Below are 18,960 nucleotides of genomic sequence, written 5' to 3' on the forward strand. Positions count from 1 at the left end.
CCAAGGAGTACGCCCCATGCCGCACACACCCCCCGCCCCGTCCTCGCTCAGCCGTGTCGCTGTCGCCCCCAGCGGCTTCAAGGAGTCCCTGTCCGCCCAGTCCGCGGCCGAGGCCATCGCGCAGGGCGTCCGGCGCGTCCTGCCCGCCGCCGAGGTCGATCTGATCCCGCTCGTGGACGGCGGCGAGGGCACCGCTCAGGCCCTCGCGGCGGCCACCGGCGGGCGGCTCGTCGCGCTGCCCGCGACCGGCCCGGTCGGCGAGCGCATCGGCACCCACTTCGCGCTCCTGGACTCGGGCACCGCCGTGGTGGAGATGGCGGCGGCCGCGGGCCTGCGCCTGGTGCCGCGCGAGCTGCGCGACCCCGGCGCCACCACGACGTACGGCGTGGGCGAGCTGATCCGCGCCGCGCTCGACGCGGGCGCCCGGCGCATCCTGGTGGGCTGCGGCGACTCGGGCACGTCGGACGGCGGCGCGGGCGCGCTCCAGGCCCTCGGCGTCCGCCTCCTGGACGCGGACGGCTGGGAGCTGCCGCGCGGTGGCCGCGAACTGCCGCGCCTGCACCACGTCGACGCCTCCCGCGCCGACCCGCGCCTCGCCGAGGCCGAGCTGCTCGTCGCCTGCAACCAGCACAACGTCCTGTGCGGCGAGCAGGGCGTGGCCCGCGTCTTCGGCCCGCAGAAGGGCGCGACACCGGCCCAGGTCGAGGAGCTCGCCGCGGGCCTGGAGCGCTGGGCGTACGTCCTCACCCGCGATCTGAAGGTCACCACCGACCTGTTCCACGGCCCCGGCACCGGCGCCTCCGGCGGCCTCGGCGCGGGCCTGGCCGCGCTCGGCGCCCGGCTCCTGCCCCGCTTCGACGTCCTCCTCGACCACCTCGACCTGGACGCCCGACTGGCCCGCGCCGACCTGGTCGTCACCGCCGAGGGCGCCCTCGACCGGCAGACCCCGCGCGGCAAGGTCCCGGCCGAAGTGGCCCGCCGCGCCAAGCTGTTCGGCCGCCCGGTGCTCGCCCTCGCGGGCACCATCGGCGACGGCGCGCACCTGGTGCGGGCCGCGGGCGTGGACGCCTACAGCGCGATCCTGCCCGCCCCGGTGACGCTCACGGAGGCGCTCGGCCGGGGCGGTGAGTTCCTCACCGACGCCACCGAGCGGGCCCTGCGGATGATCGTGCTCGGCTCGCGCCTGCCGGGTCAGGCGGCCGTGGCCCCGCTGTCGGTGTCGGGCACGCAGCGCCCGTCCTCGGTGCGGTAGCTCCACCGCGCGCCGTCGCTCACCAGCTCCTTGACGGCCCGTACGAACCGCTCGACGTGCTCGTCCGGAGTGCCCGCGCCGAAGCTCACGCGGATCGCGTTCAGCGACCGCTCGCCGGGCGCGGCCTCCGGGGCGCCGCACTCGCCGGGCTCGTCGGGCGCGCTGCCGAGGAGCGTGCGCACCAGCGGGTGCGCGCAGAACAGGCCGTCGCGCACGCCGATGCCGTACTCGGCGGACAGCGCGGCGGCGAAGTGCGAGCTGTTCCAGCCGTCGACCACGAAGGAGATGACACCGACGCGGGGCGCGTCGTCGCCGAACAGCGACAGCACCCGCACCTCGGGCACCTCGGCGAGCCCCTCGCGCACCTTCTGGATCAGCTGCTGCTCCCGCGCGACCAGGGCCTCGAACCCGGCCTCGTTCAGGGCCTTGCAGGCGGCGGCGATGGAGTAGGCGCCGATGACGTTGGGCGAGCCCGCCTCGTGCCGGGCGGCCGTGTCGTGCCACTCGACGTCCACTCCCCCGTCGGTGCGCCGCGTCACCGTGCGCGAGGCGCCGCCACCGGCCAGGTAGGGCTCGGCGGCGCGCAGCCAGTCGGCCCGCCCCGCGAGCACGCCTGAGCCGAAGGGCGCGTACAGCTTGTGCCCGGAGAAGGCGACCCAGTCGACGTCCAACTCCGCGATGTCCACGGGGTGGTGGGGCGCCAGCTGCGCGGCGTCGAGGACGATCCGGGCGCCGTGCGCGTGCGCCGCGGCGGCCAGCTCCCGCACCGGCCACAGCTCACCGGTGACGTTCGACGCGCCGGTCACGCACACCAGGGCGGGCCCGTAGGGGTCCCGGTCGGCGAGCGCGCGCTCCAGGTTCCGCACCGCGTCGCCGGGCGTGCGGGGGGCGTTCAGGTACGTGACGCGCGCGTCGCGCCAGGGAAGCAGCGAGGCGTGGTGCTCGGTCTCGAAGACGAAGACCTGGCAGTCGGCGGGCAGGGCGGCGGCCAGCAGGTTCAGCGAGTCCGTCGTGGACCGGGTGAAGACCACCTGGTCGCCCTCCCGGCAGCCGAGGAACTCGGCCACGGTCCTGCGGGAGTTCTCGAACAGGTCGGTCGACAGCTGGGACAGGTATCCGGCGCCGCGGTGCACGCTGCCGTAGTACGGCGCGTACGCGGCCACGTCGTCCCACACCCGCTGGAGCGCCGGGGCGCTCGCCGCGTAGTCGAGGGCCGCGTACGTCACCTCGCCGCCGGTGACGAGGGGCACGGTGACGTCGCGCCCGAGCACGGGCAGCGGCTCGGCGCAGCAGGGGTCGGCGGAGTCGGCGGCGGTGGCGGTGGCAGCGGTGGAGGCAGACATGGCGAACTCCCGTAAGAGGCAGGCGAGATCACTGTGCGGACAACGGCCGACGCGACCGGTCAACGGCACAGGAGAAGTGAGAAAGGGGTACGGAGAACGGGGCCTTCGGCCCTATCGCATTCGCTGGCTCACGAGACTGCTCCCTCGACGACCAGGACCCCTGGTGACGCGAGGGGTCCGCGCTTGCGGTGAACCTTGCTGTTCACCGCCTGGTCTTCACCCGGGGCACCCCGCCACGGACGGAGGGTTGCCGGACAGCGGGCCGGGGCCGTAGTCGCTGTCACTCATGACCTGCGCAGCATCTTGCCACACGATCTTGCGGGCGCAACACCGACGTCCACGATCCGGACCGGCGGGCCCCGTCAACCGGGCCGGGTTGAGGTGCCCCGAAGGGGCGCGGGGAACTGCGCGCTCAGCGCGCGAAAAGCCGCAGACGCGTCTGCTGAGATCCCGGCGGACGCGTCTGCGGCTTTGTGGGGGCTGGTCGCGCAGTTCCCCGCGCCCCTCACGGGCGGGGCTCAGGCGTTGCTGGCTGCTACCCAGCGCGCCAGCGCCGCCCTCGCCGCGCCGGAATCGATGGCGTCGGCCGCCTTGGCCATCCCCGCGCGGATTCGCTCCACGAGCGGGCCCTCGCCCGGCTCCAGGGCGACCAGGGCCGCCGCGGCGTTCAGCAGCACCGCGTCCCGCACGGGGCCCGTCTCACCGTCCAGGAGCCGCCGCGCGACCTCCGCGTTGTAGGAGGCGTCGGCGCCCCGGAGTGCCTCGACGGGCACCACGTCGATGCCGACGTCACGCGGGTCGAAGGCCTCCTCGCGGACACTGCCGTCGCGGACCACCCACACCCGGGACGTGGCGGTGGTGGTGAGCTCGTCCAGGCCGTCGTCGCCGCGGAAGACGAGGGCGGAGGAGCCGCGCTCGGCGAGCACGCCCGCGAGGATCGGCGCCATCCGCGCGTCCGCGACACCGGTGGCCTGGGCCCTGACCTTCGCCGGGTTGGTCAGCGGGCCGAGGAAGTTGAACGTCGTGCGGATGCCCAGTTCGCGCCGCGCGGGCGCCACGTGCCGCAGCGCCGGGTGGAACTTCACCGCGAAGCAGAAGGTGATCCCGGCCTCCTCCGCCACCTCGCGCACCCGCTGCGGCGTCAGCTCCAGATTGACGCCGAGCTTCTCCAGGACGTCCGAGGCACCGGAGGCGCTGGACGCCGCCCGGTTGCCGTGCTTGACGACCTTCGCGCCGGTCCCGGCGACGACGATCGCGGACATGGTGGAGATGTTGACGGTCTTGGCGCCGTCGCCGCCGGTGCCGACGATGTCGACGCTCGGCCCGGGCACGTCGATGACGTGCGCGTGCTCGTACATGGCGCGGACGAGACCGGAGATCTCCTCGACGGTCTCCCCCTTGGCGCGCAGCGCGACGGCGAAGCCCGCGATCTGCGCGTCGGTGGCCTCGCCGCGCATGATGCGGTCCATCGCCCAGGCGGTGTCGTCGGCGCTCTGGTCGCGGCCGTCGAGGAGGCCGTTCAGCACGTCGGGCCAGGAACGGGCCGCCGCGGTGTCGCCTCCTGCGGGGGTCACAGCGCTCATGGCCGCTCCTGAGTTTCGTCGAGGGATCCGTCCCCACCTCTGGGGGTGAACCCCACCCTATCCAGCCCGGGGACGGCGAAGAGCCCCGTCCAGGTGCTGGACGGGGCTCTTGCCGTGGCGACCGTTAACGGTCTGGAACCTCAGGGATCAGTGGTGACCGTGGCCGCTCGTGATCTCCTTGTACTCGTCGACCGTCGGCTTCGGGATCTGGCCGTCCTCGCCGTACATGCCCTTGGACAGCTTCGCCCGCAGCTTCTGCGAGCCCGTCACCTTGCGCTGGACGCCGTTCTCGTCGACCGTCGGGCCGATCTCGAGCGGCTTGTACTGCTCGTGCGCGGTGAGGGTGTGCAGCTGGTCCTGGTCGAGCGGCTCGTGCACCTCGATGAACTCACCGTGCGGCAGGCGCTTGATGATGCCGGACTCGCGTCCGTGCAGCACCTTGTCCTTGTCGCGGCGCTGGAGGCCCAGGCAGATCCGCTTGGTGACGACGAACGCGATGACCGGTCCGACGAAGAAGAAGATCCGGACGAACCAGGTGATCGAGTTGATCGACAGGTGGAAGTGCGTGGCCCAGAGGTCGTTTCCACCACCGACCAGCATGATCATGTACGCGGTGATCCAGGCGACACCGAACGCGGTCCGGGTCGGGGCGTTGCGCGGGCGGTCCAGGATGTGGTGCTCGCGCTTGTCGCCGGTGACCCAGGACTCGATGAACGGGTAGACGGCGATGGCCGCGAGGACCAGCGGGAAGATGACCAGCGGGATGAACACGCCCAGGACCAGGGTGTGGCCCCAGAGGTTGATCTCCCAGCCCGGCATGACACGGATCAGACCCTCGGCGAAGCCCATGTACCAGTCGGGCTGGGCGCCGGTGGACACCTGGTCCGGACGGTACGGGCCGATCGCCCAGATCGGGTTGATCGAGGCGATCGCGGCGACGACCGCGATGACGCCGAAGACCAGGAAGAAGAAGCCTCCGGCCTTGGCCATGTAGACCGGGAGCAGCGGCATGCCGACGACGTTCTTGTTCGTCTTGCCGGGGCCCGCGAACTGCGTGTGCTTGTGGTAGAAGACCAGGATCAGGTGCGCCACCACGAGGCCGAGCATGATGCCCGGCAGCAGCAGGATGTGGACCGAGTAGAAGCGGGCCACGAAGTCGCCGCCGGGGAACTCGCCGCCGAACAGGAACATCGACAGGTACGTACCGACGATCGGCACGGACAGGACCGCGCCCTGCATGAAGCGGACACCGGTGCCGGAGAGCAGGTCGTCGGGCAGCGAGTAACCGGTGAAGCCGGTGAACATGCCGAGGACGAACAGCAGGAAGCCGAACAGCCAGTTGACCTCACGCGGCTTGCGGAACGCACCGGTGAAGAACACGCGCATCATGTGCACGAACATGCCGGCGAGGAAGATCAGCGCCGCCCAGTGGTGGATCTGCCGGATCAGCAGACCACCGCGCACATCGAAGGAGATGTGCATGGTCGAGTTGAACGCCTCGGACATCAGCTGGCCCTGCAGGGGCACGTAGCTGCCGTGGTACTCCACCTCGTTCATCGACGGGTGGAAGAACAGCGTCAGGTACACACCCGTGAGGATGATGATGATGAAGCTGTAGAGGCAGATCTCACCGAGCATGAAGGACCAGTGGTCCGGGAAGATCTTGCGCATGTTGGCCTTGGCCAGGGAGTAGATCCCAAGGCGGCCGTCGGCCCAGTCGGCGACCCGCTCGCCGGCGGGCGCTTTCTTGCGTGAGTCGGTCGACGGGGCCGCCGTCGCCGTGGTGTTCTCGGTGCTCATCCGCGCTCCCAGAAGGCAGGACCGACGGGCTCTTCGAAGTCGCCGTGCGCCTCGAGGTAGCCCTCCTCGTTCACGCCGATCTTCAGCTGCGGAAGGGCGTGACCGGCGGGGCCGAAGATGACTCGGGCGCCGTCGGAGAGGTCGAAGGTGGACTGGTGGCACGGGCAGAGGACGTGGTGCGTCTGCTGCTCGTACAGGGAGATCGGGCAGCCCACGTGGGTGCAGATCTTGGAGTACGCGACGATGCCCTCGTGCGACCACGCCAGCTCGCGCTTGTCCTTGATGTCGGCCGGCTGGAGCCGGACGATCATCAGGGCGGCCTTGGCGATCTGGGTCTGGAAGTCGTGGTCGTGCTCCTCCAGGCCTTCCGGCTTGGCGAAGGTCAGCGAACCGACTGCCACGTCCGAGGGACGCAGCGGCTCGTTCGTGTTCATGTTCACGAGCAGCTTGCCCTTGGACCACAGGGTGTGCCGCAGCTTGTCCTCCGGCAGCGGACCGAGGTCACGCAGCAGGACGACACCGGACAGCGGAACCAGGGTCAGCGCGCCGAACATGGTGTTGCGGATCAGCTTGCGCCGGCCGAGCTGGGACTCCTTCGCGCCCTCCGCGAAGTCCGCCATGACCTTGGCCTTGACCTCGGGCTCGGCCTCGATCGGGTGCCGGTCGTCGGCGACCTCGACGTCGGACATCAGGGTGCGGGCCCAGTGGACCGCGCCCGCGCCGATGCAGAACAGCGCCACGCCGAGGGTCATGCCGAGCGCGAAGTTCAGCGCGCTGATGTGCCCGATCGGCCAGATGTAGACGTTCTTGTCGACCGGGAACGCCACGTACGAGGCGATGAAGGCGACGGTCGCCAGCATCGAGATCGTGAAGAGCATCGCGACCGTGCGCTCGGAGCGCCGGGCGGCCTTCTCGTCGATGTCCTGGACGCGGTTCTCGTGCGGCGGCAGGCCCGGGTCCGCGAACGGGTCCTCGGCCACGGCCACCGCGCCGTGCGCGGACTCCTGCTCGCTGGGCAGGTTCTCTTCTGGGGTTTCTTGGCTACTCATGACTTCTTGGCCTTTGCGGTCCGGGCGGCGACCCACACGGCGACCGCGATCAGCGCGCCGAGGCCGAAGATCCAGGCGAACAGACCCTCACTGACCGGTCCGAGACCGCCCAGCTTGAGACCGCCGGGGCTCTCGGTCTTCTCGCTGTTGACCGCGTCGATGTACGCGATGATTTCCTTCTTGTTCTTCTCCGGCATCGTCGTGTCGGGGAAGGAAGGCATGTTCTGCGGGCCGGTCTGCATGGCCTCGTAGATGTGCTTCTTGCTCACGCCTTCGAGGCTCGGCGCGAACTTGCCGTGGGTCAGCGCGCCGCCCTCACCGGTGAAGTTGTGGCACTGGGCACAGTTCGTGCGGAACAGCTCGCCACCCTTGGCGATGTCGGCGCCCTTCGGGTCGACCTGCTTCTCGGTCGGGACGGAGGGGCCGGCGCCGAGCGAGGCGACGTACGCGGCCAGCTGGTCGATCTCAGCCTGGCTGTAGATGACCTTCTTCTTCGGCGCCTGGGCGCCCTGCTGCTGCAGCGGCATGCGGCCGGTGCCGACCTGGAAGTCGACAGCCGCGGCGCCGACGCCGACCAGGCTCGGGCCGTCGGTGGTGCCCTGACCGCCGGTTCCGTGGCAGCTGGAGCAGCCCACGGCATAGAGCTTCTTGCCCTCGTCAATGGCGAGGGACTGAGCGGTTTCGTCGGCCTGCGCCTTGTCCGCCGGCGCGAACGCGGCGTACAGCCCCCCGGTGGCCGCCAGCGCGAGGAGTAGGACGACGACCGCCGCCAGCGGATGGCGTCGTCGTGCGGAGAGCTTTTTCACGGATTACCCCGGTGTCAGGATCTTCTGCGTCGATGCTTCTGGAATGTGTCGGTACGTCGGGCTCTTCGGACGGCACGGGGCCGCCGTGATCCCGGCGTCGACTACTTGATCATGTAGATCGTGGCGAAGAGGCCGATCCAGACGACATCGACGAAGTGCCAGTAGTAGGACACGACGATGGCGGCGGTCGCCTGCTCGTGAGTGAACCTTCGAGCCGCGTAGGTACGACCGAGGACCAGCAGGAAGGCGATGAGTCCGCCTGTCACATGCAGTCCGTGGAAACCGGTGGTCAGGTAGAACACTGAGCCGTACGGGTCAGACGAGAGCGAGAGGCCCTCGTGCTTGACCAGCTCCGTGTACTCGAAGACCTGACCGCCGATGAAGACCGCACCCATGATGAAGGTGACGATGAACCACATCCGGAGCTTCTTCACGTCCCCGCGCTCGGCGGCGAACACGCCGAGCTGGCAGGTGAGGGAGGAGAGCACCAGGATCGTGGTGTTCGTCGCAGAGAACGGGAAGTTCAGGCTTGACGCCATTTCCTTCCAGTGATCTGGACCGGTCACCGATCGCAGGGTGAAGTACATCGCGAAGAGGGCCGCGAAGAACATCAGCTCGGAACTCAGCCAGATGATGGTTCCGACGCTGGTGAGGTTCGGTCGATTGACCGGCGGGTGCGCGTGCCCGGTGTCTACTGTCGTTGCTGTCGCCACGACCGACATTATGTCGGTCGCTTATCCCGCCCTCACCCCGGGGGGTGCCGTTCGGAGTGTCTGCGGCGTGTGTCCTGCCCGGATGGCCCATCGCGGCACTGTCCGAACCGGTGTTGACGGGGTGTCGGGAGGAGTAGCATCCGCGCGAGATCCCTCGACGACGCGGAGGAACCATGCAGCCGACCGCCACGGTGTTGATCTACAGCGATGACGCGAGCACGCGCGAACAGGTCCGCCTCGCGGCCGGGCGCAGGCCCGCCAGTGACGTCCCCGAGGTCCGCTTCGTCGAATGCGCGACGCTGCCCGCGGTCCTCAAGGAACTCGACCACGGCGGCATCGACGTGTGCGTGCTCGACGGCGAGGCCGCGCCCGCGGGGGGCATGGGCGTCTGCCGCCAGATCAAGGACGAGGTCTTCCAGGCCCCGCCGGTGCTGCTGCTCATGGGGCGGCCGCAGGACGCGTGGCTGGCCACCTGGAGCCGCGCCGAGGCGGCGGTGACCCTCCCGGTCGACCCGGTGGAGTTCGCCGCCGCCCTGGCCTCCCTGCTGCGCTCCAGGGCCGCCCTGAGCGCGTAGGAGCGCGGCTTTCCGCCGTTCGTCGGGGGCGGGGCGCCTGTGGTTGCTCGCGCGGTTCCCCGCGCCCCTTCGGAGCGCCCCTCCGACCGGCCCCGGCTAGACGGACCGGGGGCGCAAGCGGGTCGCCTGGAGGGCCGCATGGCCCTTCTTCGTGTCCGCCAGGAGGGCGCTGCCCTTGCGCCAGGTCTTCCACGGGACGTTCCAGTCGCCGTAGCCGTTGCCGAAGTGGTCCATGTCGGCGCCGTAGCTGTTGACGACCTCGACGATGTCACCCTGACGGACCGTCTCGTAGAACCAGGCGGCGTTGCCCGTGCTCATGCCGGTGCAGCCGTGGCTGGTGTTGGCGTAGCCCTGGGAGCCCACCGACCAGGGGGCGGCGTGGACGTATTCGCCACTGTCCGTCACCCTCGTCGCGTAATAGACCATTTTGTCGTAGAAGTCCGAGGCGCCGATGCTGGCGCTGGTCATCCGTACGACGTACTCCTTGCCGAGCACCACCTTGATGCCGTTGCGCGTGGAGTACCCGGGCTTGCCGGTGGTCACCGGGATGGAGTTGATCTCCTCGCCGTTGCGGTAGACCGTCATCCAGTGCGAGCCGGCGTCCGTGACGGCCACGACCTTGTCGCCGGTGGTCAGCTTCAGGGGCTTGGACTCGGCGCCCCAGAGCTTGTCGGTGACCTTCACGCCCTCCAGGTTGCTGTGGGCGTGGATGGTGGCGTGGGTGGGCCAGAACTCCTTGGGGCGGTAGTGCAGCGTCTTGCTGTCCACCCAGTGCCAGGAGCCCTCCGTCGCGGGCTGCGAGCGGACCTTGAGCGCCCGTTCGACGACGGCCCTGGCCGCCTTGGCCTTGACGGGGGCGCTGAGCTTCGCGGTGACGGGCTGGCCCACGCCGTACTTGCCCGCCTCCGGGCCGAAGGTGACCTTCAGCTGCCGCTTCTTGGCGGCGGCCGCGGTGTCGAAGGCCAGGACCTTGCGGCCGGGCGAGCCCTCGTCGTCCTCCGTGCTCACCCGGACGGTGTAGCGGGCGCCCGCCGCCAGGGGCACGGTGCTGTGCCAGCGGGTGCCGTCGGCGGCGAGTTCGCCCGCCACGTAGCGGCCCTGCTGGTCGGTGGCCGTGACGTCCGTGATGCGCCCGTCCTCGCCCTGTGCGGTGACTTCCAGGGGCTTGTCCGGGTCGGCCTTCCCGCTGCTGCCCGCGGGGCCGTTGAAGGCGACCTGGCTCGCCGCGTCGTACGGCTTCGCCGAGAGCGGATGGCCGCCCGCCCCGCAGGCCGTGGTGACCGTGCCGACGGCGACCACAAGGAGGGTGCAGCTCAGTACCGTGCGGATTCGCGGAGAGTGGCTCATGACCACACGGTATGAAGGTTCGACACGCCGTGCGCGGTGAGTGACCCGTACGAGGGTTCACCCGGAAGGCGGACGCGGGAGGGCGGCGGGAAAGGCCAGGGGCCCGGACGCTCCTGACGGAGTGTCCGGGCCCCTGGGGGTGCGGCGGGAGTTCCCTACTGGTTCTGGTTCTCGCCGCGGTAGTACTCGAAGACCCAGCCCCACAGGCCGATCAGGATGATCGGGGCCGAGAAATACAGCAGCCACCAGCCGAAGACGACGCCCATGAAGGCGAGCGCGCCACCGACGGCCAGGGACAGCGGCTGCCAGCTGTGCGGGCTGAAGAAGCCCACCTCGCCGGCCTCGTCCGCGACGTCCGCTTCCTTGTTGTCCTGCGCGGCAGCGTCGACACGCCGGGCCGTGAAGGCCAGGTAGTAGCCGATCATGATGCACAGGCCGAAGGCCAGGAAGAGCGCGGTGGTACCGGCGGGCTCCTTCGACCACCAGCCATAGACGATCGCCATGGCCAGTACGAAGACGCTCAGCCAGATGAACATCTTGCCCTGGATCTTCACTTGCCGGCCTCCTTGTTGCCAGCGAGCGCCTTCTCGCCGTGACCGGCGTTCTCGAGCTGGTCGAGTGCGGCGATCTCCGGGTGGTGCAGGTCGAACGCCGGGGATTCGCTACGGATGCGCGGCAGCGTGAGGAAGTTGTGCCGCGGCGGCGGGCAGGACGTGGCCCACTCGAGCGAGCGGCCGTAGCCCCACGGGTCGTCGACCTCGACCTTCTTGCCGTACTTGGCGGTCTTCCAGACGTTGTAGAAGAACGGCAGGATCGACAGGCCGAGCAGGAACGAGGCGATCGTCGAGATCGTGTTCAGGGCGGTGAAGCCGTCGGCGTCCAGGTAGTCCGCGTAGCGGCGCGGCATGCCCTCGGCACCCAGCCAGTGCTGAACGAGGAACGTGCCGTGGAAGCCGATGAACAGCGTCCAGAAGGTGATCTTGCCGAGCCGCTCGTCGAGCATCTTGCCGGTGAACTTCGGCCACCAGAAGTGGATCAGGAAGCCGACGGCCCAGAGCATCGGTGTTTCGAAACTCAGTGAGCCCTTCCACATCGTTCCGATCCAGTTGAAGAACTTCACGCCCGTTGGCACGGCGATGAGGAACGTCATGAAGGAGAAGAACGGAAGTAGCACGCCACCGGTGACGTACATGTGGTGCGCCCACACCGTCACGGACAGACCGGCGATCGCGATGGTCGCACCGACCAGGCCCATGTAACCGAACATCGGCTTGCGCGAGAAGACCGGAATGACCTCGGAAATGATTCCGAAGAATGGTAGGGCGATGATGTACACCTCTGGATGGCCGAAGAACCAGAAGAGGTGTTGCCAGAGCAACGCGCCGCCGTTGGCCGCGTCGAAGATATGGGCACCGAACTTGCGGTCCGCCTCGAGGGCGAACAGCGCGGCCGCCAGGACCGGGAAGGCGAGCAGGACCAGAACACCGGTCAGGAGCACGTTCCAGGTGAAGATCGGCATGCGGAACATCGTCATGCCGGGAGCGCGCATGCAGATGATCGTGGTGATGAAGTTGACCGAGCCGAGGATCGTGCCGAAGCCGGAGAAGGCCAGACCCATGATCCACATGTCGGCGCCGATGCCCGGGGAGCGGACCGCGTCCGACAGCGGGCTGTAGGCGAACCAGCCGAAGTCGGCCGCGCCGTTCGGCGTGAGGAAACCGCCGACCGCGATGAGCGAGCCGAACAGGTACAGCCAGTAGGCGAACATGTTCAGCCGCGGGAAGGCGACGTCGGGTGCGCCGATCTGGAGCGGCATGATCCAGTTCGCGAAGCCCGCGAACAGCGGCGTCGCGAACATCAGCAGCATGATCGTGCCGTGCATCGTGAACGCCTGGTTGAACTGCTCGTTCGACATGATCTGCGTGCCAGGACGGGCGAGCTCGGCGCGCATGAAGAGCGCCATGACGCCGCCGATGCAGAAGAACGCGAACGACGTGACCAGATAGAGCGTGCCGATCGTCTTGTGGTCAGTGGTGGTCAACCACTTGATGACGACGTTGCCCGGCTGCTTGCGCCGTACCGGCAGCTCATTCTCGTACGAGTCGTCTGCTGCCGCGGCACCCTGAGATTCGTTGAGGATGCTCACAGTTGGTTCGTCTCCCGGTTCTTCTCGCGGTCCGTCTGCTCGATGCCGGCCGGGATGTAACCGGTCTGGTTCTTCTTCGCGAGGTCTTCGAGGTGCTTCTTGTAGCGCTCGGGGGAGACGACCTTGACGTTGAAGAGCATCCGGGAGTGGTCGACGCCGCACAGCTCGGCGCACTTGCCCATGAAGGTGCCCTCCTTGTTGGGAGTCACCTCGAACGCGTTGGTGTGGCCCGGAATGACGTCCTGCTTCATGAGGAACGGCACCACCCAGAAGGAGTGGATGACGTCACGCGAAGTCAGGACGAAGCGGACCTTCTCGCCCTTGGGGAGCCAGAGGGTCGGACCGGGGTTGCCGTTCTGCGGGTTCCGCTCGCCCGGCGTGCCGACCTCGTAGACGCCGCCGGCGTTCGCCGGGAAGTCGTCGCGGAAGCGGTCCGGGATCGCCTTGAGGTCCTTGGACGTCTTGGCGTCGCCCTTGTTGGAGCCCGGAACGTCCTCGATGTAGTTGAAGCCCCAGCTCCACTGGTAGCCGACCACATTGATGGTGTGGGCCGGCTTGTCGTCGAGCGCGAGGAGCTTCGACTCGTCCCGGGCGGTGAAGTAGAACAGCACCGAGACGATGATGAGGGGGACGACCGTGTACAGAGCCTCGATGGGCATGTTGTAACGGGTCTGCGGAGGTACCTCCACCTTGGTGCGGCTGCGCCGGTGGAAGATGACGCTCCACAGGATCAGGCCCCAGACCAGCACGCCCGTGGCGAGCGCAGCCGCCCACGAGCCCTGCCAGAGGGAGAGGATCCGCGGAGCCTCCTCCGTGACCGGGGTCGGCATACCCAGGCGGGGAAAGTCCTTGTATGTGCAACCGGTGGCGGTTACCAGGACCAGGCCCGCAGTCAGTGCCTGCAGCAGCTTCCGCCGCATCGGGCGCCGCGGCGAGCGGTCGGAGCCGTTGGGACTCACGTAGCGCCTTCCCGAGAGTCTCGCCCGCGCTGTTCGGCTGCGGCCTTCTCGCTGGTAGGTCGCCGCCCTGCGTCGGGCAGGGGTTTGGATGTTTATGCGGACCAAACCCTACTGGACGCTATTTGGGGTCGCGCGGGGAGGGTGCCTAACGCGCCGCGGGTCACTCCGAAGGGGGGCGGATCGCCGCCCACGGCGGCGATCTGACGGTCGTTCGGGGCGCCCACCAGCCCGGGAGGCTCCCCCCTCTTCGGCGGGGGGGGGGGCGCCCCCCCCCCCCCCCCCCGCCCCCGCGCCCCCCCCCGGCCCCCGCCTCTCTGGCGGGTGGTTGACGCGGCGCGGGAGGCGGCGGCCGAGACCGTGGGCTGCCGCCCGGACGAGCTGGTGTTCACCACGTCCGGGACGCGGTCCCTGTGCGACGGCATGGCGGGGGCCCTCGCCGGGCGGCGCCGGGCGGGGCGGCATCTGGTGGTGTCCGCGGTGGAGCACTCCGCCGTACTCCATTCGGCCGCGGCGCACGAGCGGGCGGGCGGCACGGTGACCGAGGTGGGCGTGGACCGCGCCGGGGCGGTGGGCGTGTCGGCGTTCGCGGCCGCCCTCCGGGACGACACCGCGCTCGCCTGTCTGCAGTCCGCCAATCACGAGGTCGGCACCCGCCAGCCGGTGGCCGAGGCCGCGGCGGCGTGCCGGGCGGCCGGGGTGCCGCTGCTGGTGGACGCGGCGCAGTCACTGGCGTGGGGCCCGGTGGACGGGGACTGGTCGTTGCTCACGGCGAGCGCCCACAAATGGGGCGGCCCGTCAGGCGTCGGGCTCCTCGTGGTCCGCAAGGGCGTGCGGTTCGCGCCCCAAGGGCCGGTGGACGAGCGGGAGTCGGGCCGGTCGGCCGGGTTCGAGAACATCCCGGCGATCGTGGCGGCGGCCGCGGCGCTGCGGGCCGTACGGGCCGGGGCCGCGGCCGAGGAGGCCCGGCTGCGGGAGCTGACCGAGCGGATCCGGGCCCGGGTGCCCGCCCTGGTGCCGGACGTGCAGGTCGTCGGCGACCCCGAGCGGCGCCTTCCGCACCTGGTCACCTTCTCCTGTCTCTACGTCGATGGCGAATCGCTCCTGCACGAGCTGGACCGGGCGGGGTTCTCCGTCTCCTCCGGCTCCTCCTGCACCAGCAGCACGCTGACCCCGAGCCATGTGCTCAAGGCGATGGGGGTGCTCAGCGAGGGCAATGTGCGGGTGTCGCTGCCCGTCGGTACGGCCGAAGCGGACGTCGAGCGCTTCCTGGAGGTGCTGCCGGAGGCGGTCGCCCGGGTCCGCGCGACGCTGGGCGCGCCGCCGTCCGCCGCCGCCGTGGCCGGCGCGCTCGACGAGCTCACCGTCGACGCCCTGGGCGAGCGCTGCCCGCACCCGGTCATCGAGCTGGCCAAGGCGCTGCCGCGGGTGCGGGTCGGGGGGACGGTGACCGTGCTCGCGGACGACGAGGTGGCCGCGGTGGACATTCCGGCGTGGTGCTGGACGCAGGGCCAGGAGTACGTGGGTACCGAGCCCCGGGGGCTCGGCGCCGCCTATCTCGTACGCCGCCTCGCCTGAGGCTCTGCCCCCCACCCGCCCGCCCTTCGCATTCGGCGCTCCGCGCCTCGTCCTCAAACGCCGGACGGGCTGGGTGGTCTCGCCTGAGCGCCGTCGCCGCCCGCCCGCCCCTGAGAGGGCGGGCGGGTGGGGTACGCCGCGGAGCGGCGAAGCAGACGGACGACGGCGTGCAAGCCGCCAGGTCGGGGTCGCCCCGGGTCCGGCCGGGTCAGGACAGGTGGGTGCGGACCTCGGCTGCGGCGGGCTCGCCGTAGGCCTCGGTGAAGCGGTCCATGAACTGGCTGCGCCGCAGCTCGTACTCCTGCGTGCCGGTCGTCTCGATGACCAGCGTCGCGAGCATGCAGCCCACCTGCGCCGCCCGCTCGTGCGAGACGCCCCAGATGAGTCCGGAGAGGAACCCGGCGCGGAAGGCGTCGCCCACGCCCGTCGGCTCGACCTTGGCCTCCTCCTGGGGCACGCCGACCTCGATCGGGTCCTGCCCGGCGGTCTCGATGCGGACGCCCTTCGCACCGAGGGTGGTCACGCGGTGGCCGACCTTGCCCAGGATCTCCGCGTCGGACCAGCCGGTCTTGGACTCGATGAGCCCCTTCTCGTACTCGTTGGAGAAGAGGTACGTCGCGCCGTCCATGAGGGTGCGGATCTCGTCGCCGTTCATGCGGGCGATCTGCTGGGAGAAGTCCGCGGCGAAGGGGATGTTCCGGCTGCGGCACTCCTCGGTGTGGCGCAGCATCGCCTCGGGGTCGTCGGCGCCGATCAGGACGAGGTCGAGGCCGCCCACGCGGTCGGCGACGGTCTTGAGCTCGATGAGGCGGGCCTCGCTCATGGCGCCGGTGTAGAAGGAGCCGATCTGGTTGTGGTCGGCGTCCGTGGTGCAGACGAAGCGGGCGGTGTGCAGCGTCTCGGAGATGCGCACCGACTCGGTGTCCACGTTGTGCCGGTCGAGCCAGGCGCGGTACTCGTCGAAGTCGGGGCCCGCGGCACCGACCAGAACGGGCCGGGTGCCCAGCTGCCCCATGCCGAAGCAGATGTTGGCACCGACGCCACCGCGACGGACATCGAGGGCGTCGACGAGGAACGAGAGGGAGACCGTGTGCAGTTGGTCGGCGACCAGTTGGTCGGCGAAGCGGCCGGGAAAGGTCATCAGGTGGTCGGTGGCGATGGAGCCGGTGACTGCGATACGCACGGCTGGAAGCTCCTGCGGCGTGTAGCGGCGGCGTACCGCCCTCGTGGTCAAGGCGGTGACGGACGTCGCGTGGGCGGTTGACGGTTAACGCTATCCGGTCGGACCCGAAACGATGAACGGCTGAAAATACCCGATAGTAGGTCTTTCTCCTTGCGCCCGGCGGTGCATACGGTTCCGGTATGACCCTCTTTCCGCAGGACAGCGCGGCGCCGCAGGCTTCCGAACAGGGAGTCGAGACCTGGGAGACATTGCGTGGTGCTTGCACGCGCATGGTCCGGCACTGGGCGGTGCCCGCGGTGCCCACCGGCACGCCGGTGCCGCCGTCCCGCATCCACGGCGTCACGGTCCCGGCGGCGTCCGCGCGCCTCCTCGACGGGATGTCCGAGTACGGGGACTGAAACCGGCCTCGTCGCCGGACCCGCACCGGGCCGGGGGAACCGGTCGCTCCCCCGCCGCGTCCCATCGCCGTCCCCCGTCGGGGGGATGTCATGTACGACGGGACGCCGCGGCGCGCATGCACCGCGACGGATCGCCGTGCAGGCTCGTGAGGAAAGCCCGGCACGCGAAGGAGCGATGCGGTGAGCACCGAGCAGGCACAGGACGGACGGCGGCGACGGCCCTCGCTGGTGGTCGCGTCGGTGGCGGCCGCGGTCCTGCTGGCGGGCGGCGGCGGGGCCTATCTCGCCGTGGACTCGGCAGGCAAGGACGGCACTCCGGCGGGCGACGGCGGGAATCCCCCTCCGCTCGCCCTGGACGGATACGCGGACGGATCGGGCGGACACTCCGATTCCGGTACGGCGCGTACGGACCCCACGGACGGCACGAACGGCGGAGGCGGCACCACCGAAGGCATCGCCCCGGGCGAGCCCGACCCCTCCGGCGTGGTCTACCGGGCCGTGGGCGAGCTGCCCGAGGGCCCGGACGGGGCCGCCGTGTACGAGCCGCGCGGCGAGGTCACCAAGGACCAGGTGGTCCGCCTCGCCAAGGCGCTCGGCCTGTCCGGCACGCCGACCGTGCAGGGCGGCGCCTGGCGGCTCGGCCCGGCGAACGACGGCTCGGGCCCCTCGCTCCAGGTGGCCCGCAAGGCGCCCGGCACCTGGTCGTTCACCCGGTCCGAGCCCGGTGGCGGCGACAACTGCCTGAAGGGCAGGCCGTGCCCGCCCCGGACGTCCCCGGATCCGCTCGGCACCCCGGTCGGCGAGCGGGCCGCGAAGGACGCCGCCGCCCCCGTCCTGAAGGCCGTCGGCCAGGACGGCGCCAAGCTGGACGCGCGCCAGCTCATGGGTTCGGTACGGGTGGTCAACGCCGACCCCGAGGTGGACGGGCTGCCGACGTACGGCTGGTCGACCGGCGTCCAGGTGGGGACGGACGGCGAGGTGGTAGGCGGCAGCGGCCAGCTGGTCAAGCCGCACAAGGGCGCGACGTACCCGGTCGTGGGCGCGGCCGAGGCCCTCGCCCTGCTGAACGCGGCGGGCAAGGGCGGCGGCGTGAGCATCGGCGGCTGCGCGACGCCGGTGCCGCACAAGGGCGACGGGCCGAGCAGGCGCGACGTGAAGCCGTGCAAGCCGACCGTGCCGCCGAAGCAGGAGCCGATCGCCGTGGAGGGCGCCGCCTTCGGCCTGGCCGCGCACTTCGTGGCCGGGCGGCAGACGCTCGTACCGTCGTGGCTGTTCGAGGTGCGGCCGCAGGGCGCGCGGGACGCCTACACGGTGTCGCACCCGGCGGTGGAGCCGGCGTATCTCAAGGCGCCCGGAGCGCCGGGTGACCCCGAGCCCAGGCCGAAGCCCGAGCCGGACCAGGGCGACACCTACACCAGCGACATCAAGGTCGAGGGGTACAGCGCGTCGGGTCGGACGCTGACGCTGCACTTCACGGGCGGGGTGTGCAGCACGTACGAGGCGTCCGCGCGGGAGAGCGGCGGGCGGGTCAGCGTGAAGGTCACGGCGACCGAGGAGCGGGGCAAGGTGTGCATCGCGCTCGCGAAGTTCTACACGCTGCCCGTGACCTTGGAGAAGCCGCTCGGCGACCGGAAGGTCGTCACGACCGGCGGCACGGCGGTGCCGCGCGACAAGGGCGAGGTGAAGGGCGAGCCCGCGCCGCGGTCGTAGGCCCTGACGTACGAAGGCGGCGGCTCCCCGTGGAGGAGGAGCCGCCGCCTTCGTACGTACGGCTTAGCTGAAGGAGTCGCCGCAGGCGCAGGAACCCGTGGCGTTCGGGTTGTCGATCGTGAAGCCCTGCTTCTCGATGGTGTCGACGAAGTCGATGGAGGCGCCGCCCAGGTACGGGGCGCTCATGCGGTCGGTGACGACCTTCACAGTGCCGAACTCCTTGACGACGTCGCCGTCGAGCGAGCGCTCGTCGAAGAAGAGCTGGTACCGCAGACCCGAGCAGCCACCGGGCTGAACGGCGACGCGCAGCGCCAGGTCCTCACGGCCTTCCTGGTCGAGCAGGGCCTTGACCTTGGCCGCGGCGGCGTCGGTCAGGATGATGCCGTCGGTGACGGTGGTGGTCTCGTCCGATACGGACATCTACATCGCTCCCGGGTAGTACGGAGACTGCTTGCCGACCGGTTCCAACCGGCGTGGCCGCGAATTCATTCCCATGCTCGCACACGGGCGCCCACAGGGGA

17 protein-coding genes and 1 riboswitch are annotated in these 18,960 nt (G+C 70.4%); of the genes, 5 read left to right on the plus strand and 12 right to left on the minus strand.

Going from position 1 to position 18,960, the window contains the following annotated elements; genetic code table 11:
- Positions 1-16: 16 nt before the first annotated feature.
- Complete coding sequence (locus tag IG74_RS0121350; protein ID WP_030679514.1) at positions 17-1,252, plus strand: glycerate kinase; 1,236 nt, start codon at positions 17-19, stop codon at positions 1,250-1,252.
- Here the strand turns inward: IG74_RS0121350 and IG74_RS0121355 are convergent.
- From IG74_RS0121355 to IG74_RS0121380, 6 genes are all read right to left on the minus strand, one after another.
- Complete coding sequence (locus tag IG74_RS0121355) at positions 1,192-2,595, minus strand: aminotransferase class V-fold PLP-dependent enzyme (RefSeq protein ID WP_030679517.1); 1,404 nt, start codon at positions 2,593-2,595, stop codon at positions 1,192-1,194. The genes IG74_RS0121350 and IG74_RS0121355 overlap by 61 nt on opposite strands.
- A 174-nt stretch (positions 2,596-2,769) precedes the next feature.
- Positions 2,770-2,887: riboswitch (SAM riboswitch) on the minus strand.
- A 226-nt stretch (positions 2,888-3,113) separates the two neighbouring features.
- A complete protein-coding gene (gene trpD, locus IG74_RS0121360; RefSeq protein WP_030679520.1) occupies positions 3,114-4,178 on the minus strand; it encodes an anthranilate phosphoribosyltransferase in 1,065 nt (354 codons plus the stop codon).
- A gap of 147 nt (positions 4,179-4,325) precedes the next feature.
- Complete coding sequence (locus tag IG74_RS0121365) at positions 4,326-5,978, minus strand: cytochrome b (protein ID WP_030679522.1); 1,653 nt, start codon at positions 5,976-5,978, stop codon at positions 4,326-4,328.
- A complete protein-coding gene (locus tag IG74_RS0121370) occupies positions 5,975-7,027 on the minus strand; it encodes a ubiquinol-cytochrome c reductase iron-sulfur subunit (RefSeq protein WP_030679523.1) in 1,053 nt (350 codons plus the stop codon). Before IG74_RS0121370 ends, IG74_RS0121365 begins: the two co-directional genes overlap by 4 nt.
- Entirely contained in the window at positions 7,024-7,833 is an 810-nt protein-coding gene (locus tag IG74_RS0121375) for a c-type cytochrome (RefSeq protein ID WP_030679525.1), read from the minus strand. Before IG74_RS0121375 ends, IG74_RS0121370 begins: the two co-directional genes overlap by 4 nt.
- Positions 7,834-7,934: 101 nt before the next feature.
- Positions 7,935-8,555 (minus strand): cytochrome c oxidase subunit 3, encoded by a 621-nt coding sequence (locus IG74_RS0121380; protein ID WP_016639576.1) that lies wholly within the window; start codon positions 8,553-8,555, stop codon positions 7,935-7,937.
- Between the two features lie 164 nt (positions 8,556-8,719).
- Between IG74_RS0121380 and IG74_RS0121385 the strand changes: the two genes are divergently transcribed.
- On the plus strand, positions 8,720-9,121 hold the full coding sequence (locus IG74_RS0121385; RefSeq protein ID WP_030679529.1) for a response regulator transcription factor: 402 nt from the start codon (positions 8,720-8,722) through the stop codon (positions 9,119-9,121).
- 96 nt (positions 9,122-9,217) lie between these two features.
- Here IG74_RS0121385 and IG74_RS0121390 read toward each other — a convergent pair whose 3' ends face one another.
- From IG74_RS0121390 to coxB, 4 genes are all read right to left on the minus strand, one after another.
- Positions 9,218-10,468: a L,D-transpeptidase gene (locus tag IG74_RS0121390; RefSeq protein WP_030679534.1), complete on the minus strand. Its 1,251-nt coding sequence runs from the start codon at positions 10,466-10,468 to the stop codon at positions 9,218-9,220.
- Between the two features lie 155 nt (positions 10,469-10,623).
- Positions 10,624-11,022 (minus strand): cytochrome c oxidase subunit 4, encoded by a 399-nt coding sequence (locus tag IG74_RS0121395; RefSeq protein WP_030679536.1) that lies wholly within the window; start codon positions 11,020-11,022, stop codon positions 10,624-10,626.
- Complete coding sequence (locus tag IG74_RS0121400) at positions 11,019-12,614, minus strand: cytochrome c oxidase subunit I (protein WP_030679538.1); 1,596 nt, start codon at positions 12,612-12,614, stop codon at positions 11,019-11,021. The genes IG74_RS0121395 and IG74_RS0121400 overlap by 4 nt, the downstream gene beginning before the upstream one ends.
- Entirely contained in the window at positions 12,611-13,573 is a 963-nt protein-coding gene (gene coxB, locus IG74_RS0121405) for a cytochrome c oxidase subunit II (RefSeq protein WP_030679541.1), read from the minus strand. Before coxB ends, IG74_RS0121400 begins: the two co-directional genes overlap by 4 nt.
- Positions 13,574-13,894: 321 nt before the next feature.
- On the opposite strand from coxB, the gene IG74_RS0121410 reads away from it, so the two are divergent.
- Entirely contained in the window at positions 13,895-15,148 is a 1,254-nt protein-coding gene (locus IG74_RS0121410) for a cysteine desulfurase/sulfurtransferase TusA family protein (RefSeq protein ID WP_030679543.1), read from the plus strand.
- 208 nt (positions 15,149-15,356) lie between these two features.
- Here IG74_RS0121410 and IG74_RS0121415 read toward each other — a convergent pair whose 3' ends face one another.
- Positions 15,357-16,331, minus strand: coding sequence for a carbohydrate kinase family protein (locus IG74_RS0121415; RefSeq protein ID WP_030679546.1), 975 nt, complete (start codon positions 16,329-16,331; stop codon positions 15,357-15,359).
- Between the two features lie 179 nt (positions 16,332-16,510).
- Here IG74_RS0121415 and IG74_RS0121420 point away from each other — a divergent pair, with 179 nt between their 5' ends.
- Both IG74_RS0121420 and IG74_RS0121425 read left to right on the plus strand, forming a co-directional pair.
- Complete coding sequence (locus IG74_RS0121420; RefSeq protein ID WP_030679549.1) at positions 16,511-16,729, plus strand: hypothetical protein; 219 nt, start codon at positions 16,511-16,513, stop codon at positions 16,727-16,729.
- Between the two features lie 180 nt (positions 16,730-16,909).
- Positions 16,910-18,439, plus strand: coding sequence for a hypothetical protein (locus tag IG74_RS0121425; protein WP_030679552.1), 1,530 nt, complete (start codon positions 16,910-16,912; stop codon positions 18,437-18,439).
- 63 nt (positions 18,440-18,502) lie between these two features.
- Here the strand turns inward: IG74_RS0121425 and IG74_RS0121430 are convergent, their stop codons facing one another.
- Positions 18,503-18,859, minus strand: coding sequence for an iron-sulfur cluster assembly accessory protein (locus IG74_RS0121430; protein ID WP_030679554.1), 357 nt, complete (start codon positions 18,857-18,859; stop codon positions 18,503-18,505).
- Positions 18,860-18,960: the final 101 nt, after the last annotated feature.

The organism is Streptomyces sp. NRRL B-1347, assembly GCF_000720325.1.
Lineage (GTDB): Bacteria > Actinomycetota > Actinomycetes > Streptomycetales > Streptomycetaceae > Streptomyces.

Excerpts from the sequence above, each read along its gene's own strand:
- IG74_RS0121430 (WP_030679554.1), bottom strand. The coding sequence starts at position 18,859 with ATGTCCGTATCGGACGAGACCACCACCGTCACCGACGGCATCATCCTG.
- trpD (WP_030679520.1), bottom strand. The coding sequence starts at position 4,178 with ATGAGCGCTGTGACCCCCGCAGGAGGCGACACCGCGGCGGCCCGTTCC.
- IG74_RS0121370 (WP_030679523.1), bottom strand. The coding sequence starts at position 7,027 with ATGAGTAGCCAAGAAACCCCAGAAGAGAACCTGCCCAGCGAGCAGGAG.
- IG74_RS0121420 (WP_030679549.1), top strand. The coding sequence starts at position 16,511 with ATGACCCTCTTTCCGCAGGACAGCGCGGCGCCGCAGGCTTCCGAACAG.
- IG74_RS0121350 (WP_030679514.1), top strand. The coding sequence starts at position 17 with ATGCCGCACACACCCCCCGCCCCGTCCTCGCTCAGCCGTGTCGCTGTC.
- IG74_RS0121385 (WP_030679529.1), top strand. The coding sequence starts at position 8,720 with ATGCAGCCGACCGCCACGGTGTTGATCTACAGCGATGACGCGAGCACG.
- IG74_RS0121355 (WP_030679517.1), bottom strand. The coding sequence starts at position 2,595 with ATGTCTGCCTCCACCGCTGCCACCGCCACCGCCGCCGACTCCGCCGAC.
- IG74_RS0121380 (WP_016639576.1), bottom strand. The coding sequence starts at position 8,555 with ATGTCGGTCGTGGCGACAGCAACGACAGTAGACACCGGGCACGCGCAC.
- IG74_RS0121365 (WP_030679522.1), bottom strand. The coding sequence starts at position 5,978 with ATGAGCACCGAGAACACCACGGCGACGGCGGCCCCGTCGACCGACTCA.
- IG74_RS0121390 (WP_030679534.1), bottom strand. The coding sequence starts at position 10,468 with ATGAGCCACTCTCCGCGAATCCGCACGGTACTGAGCTGCACCCTCCTT.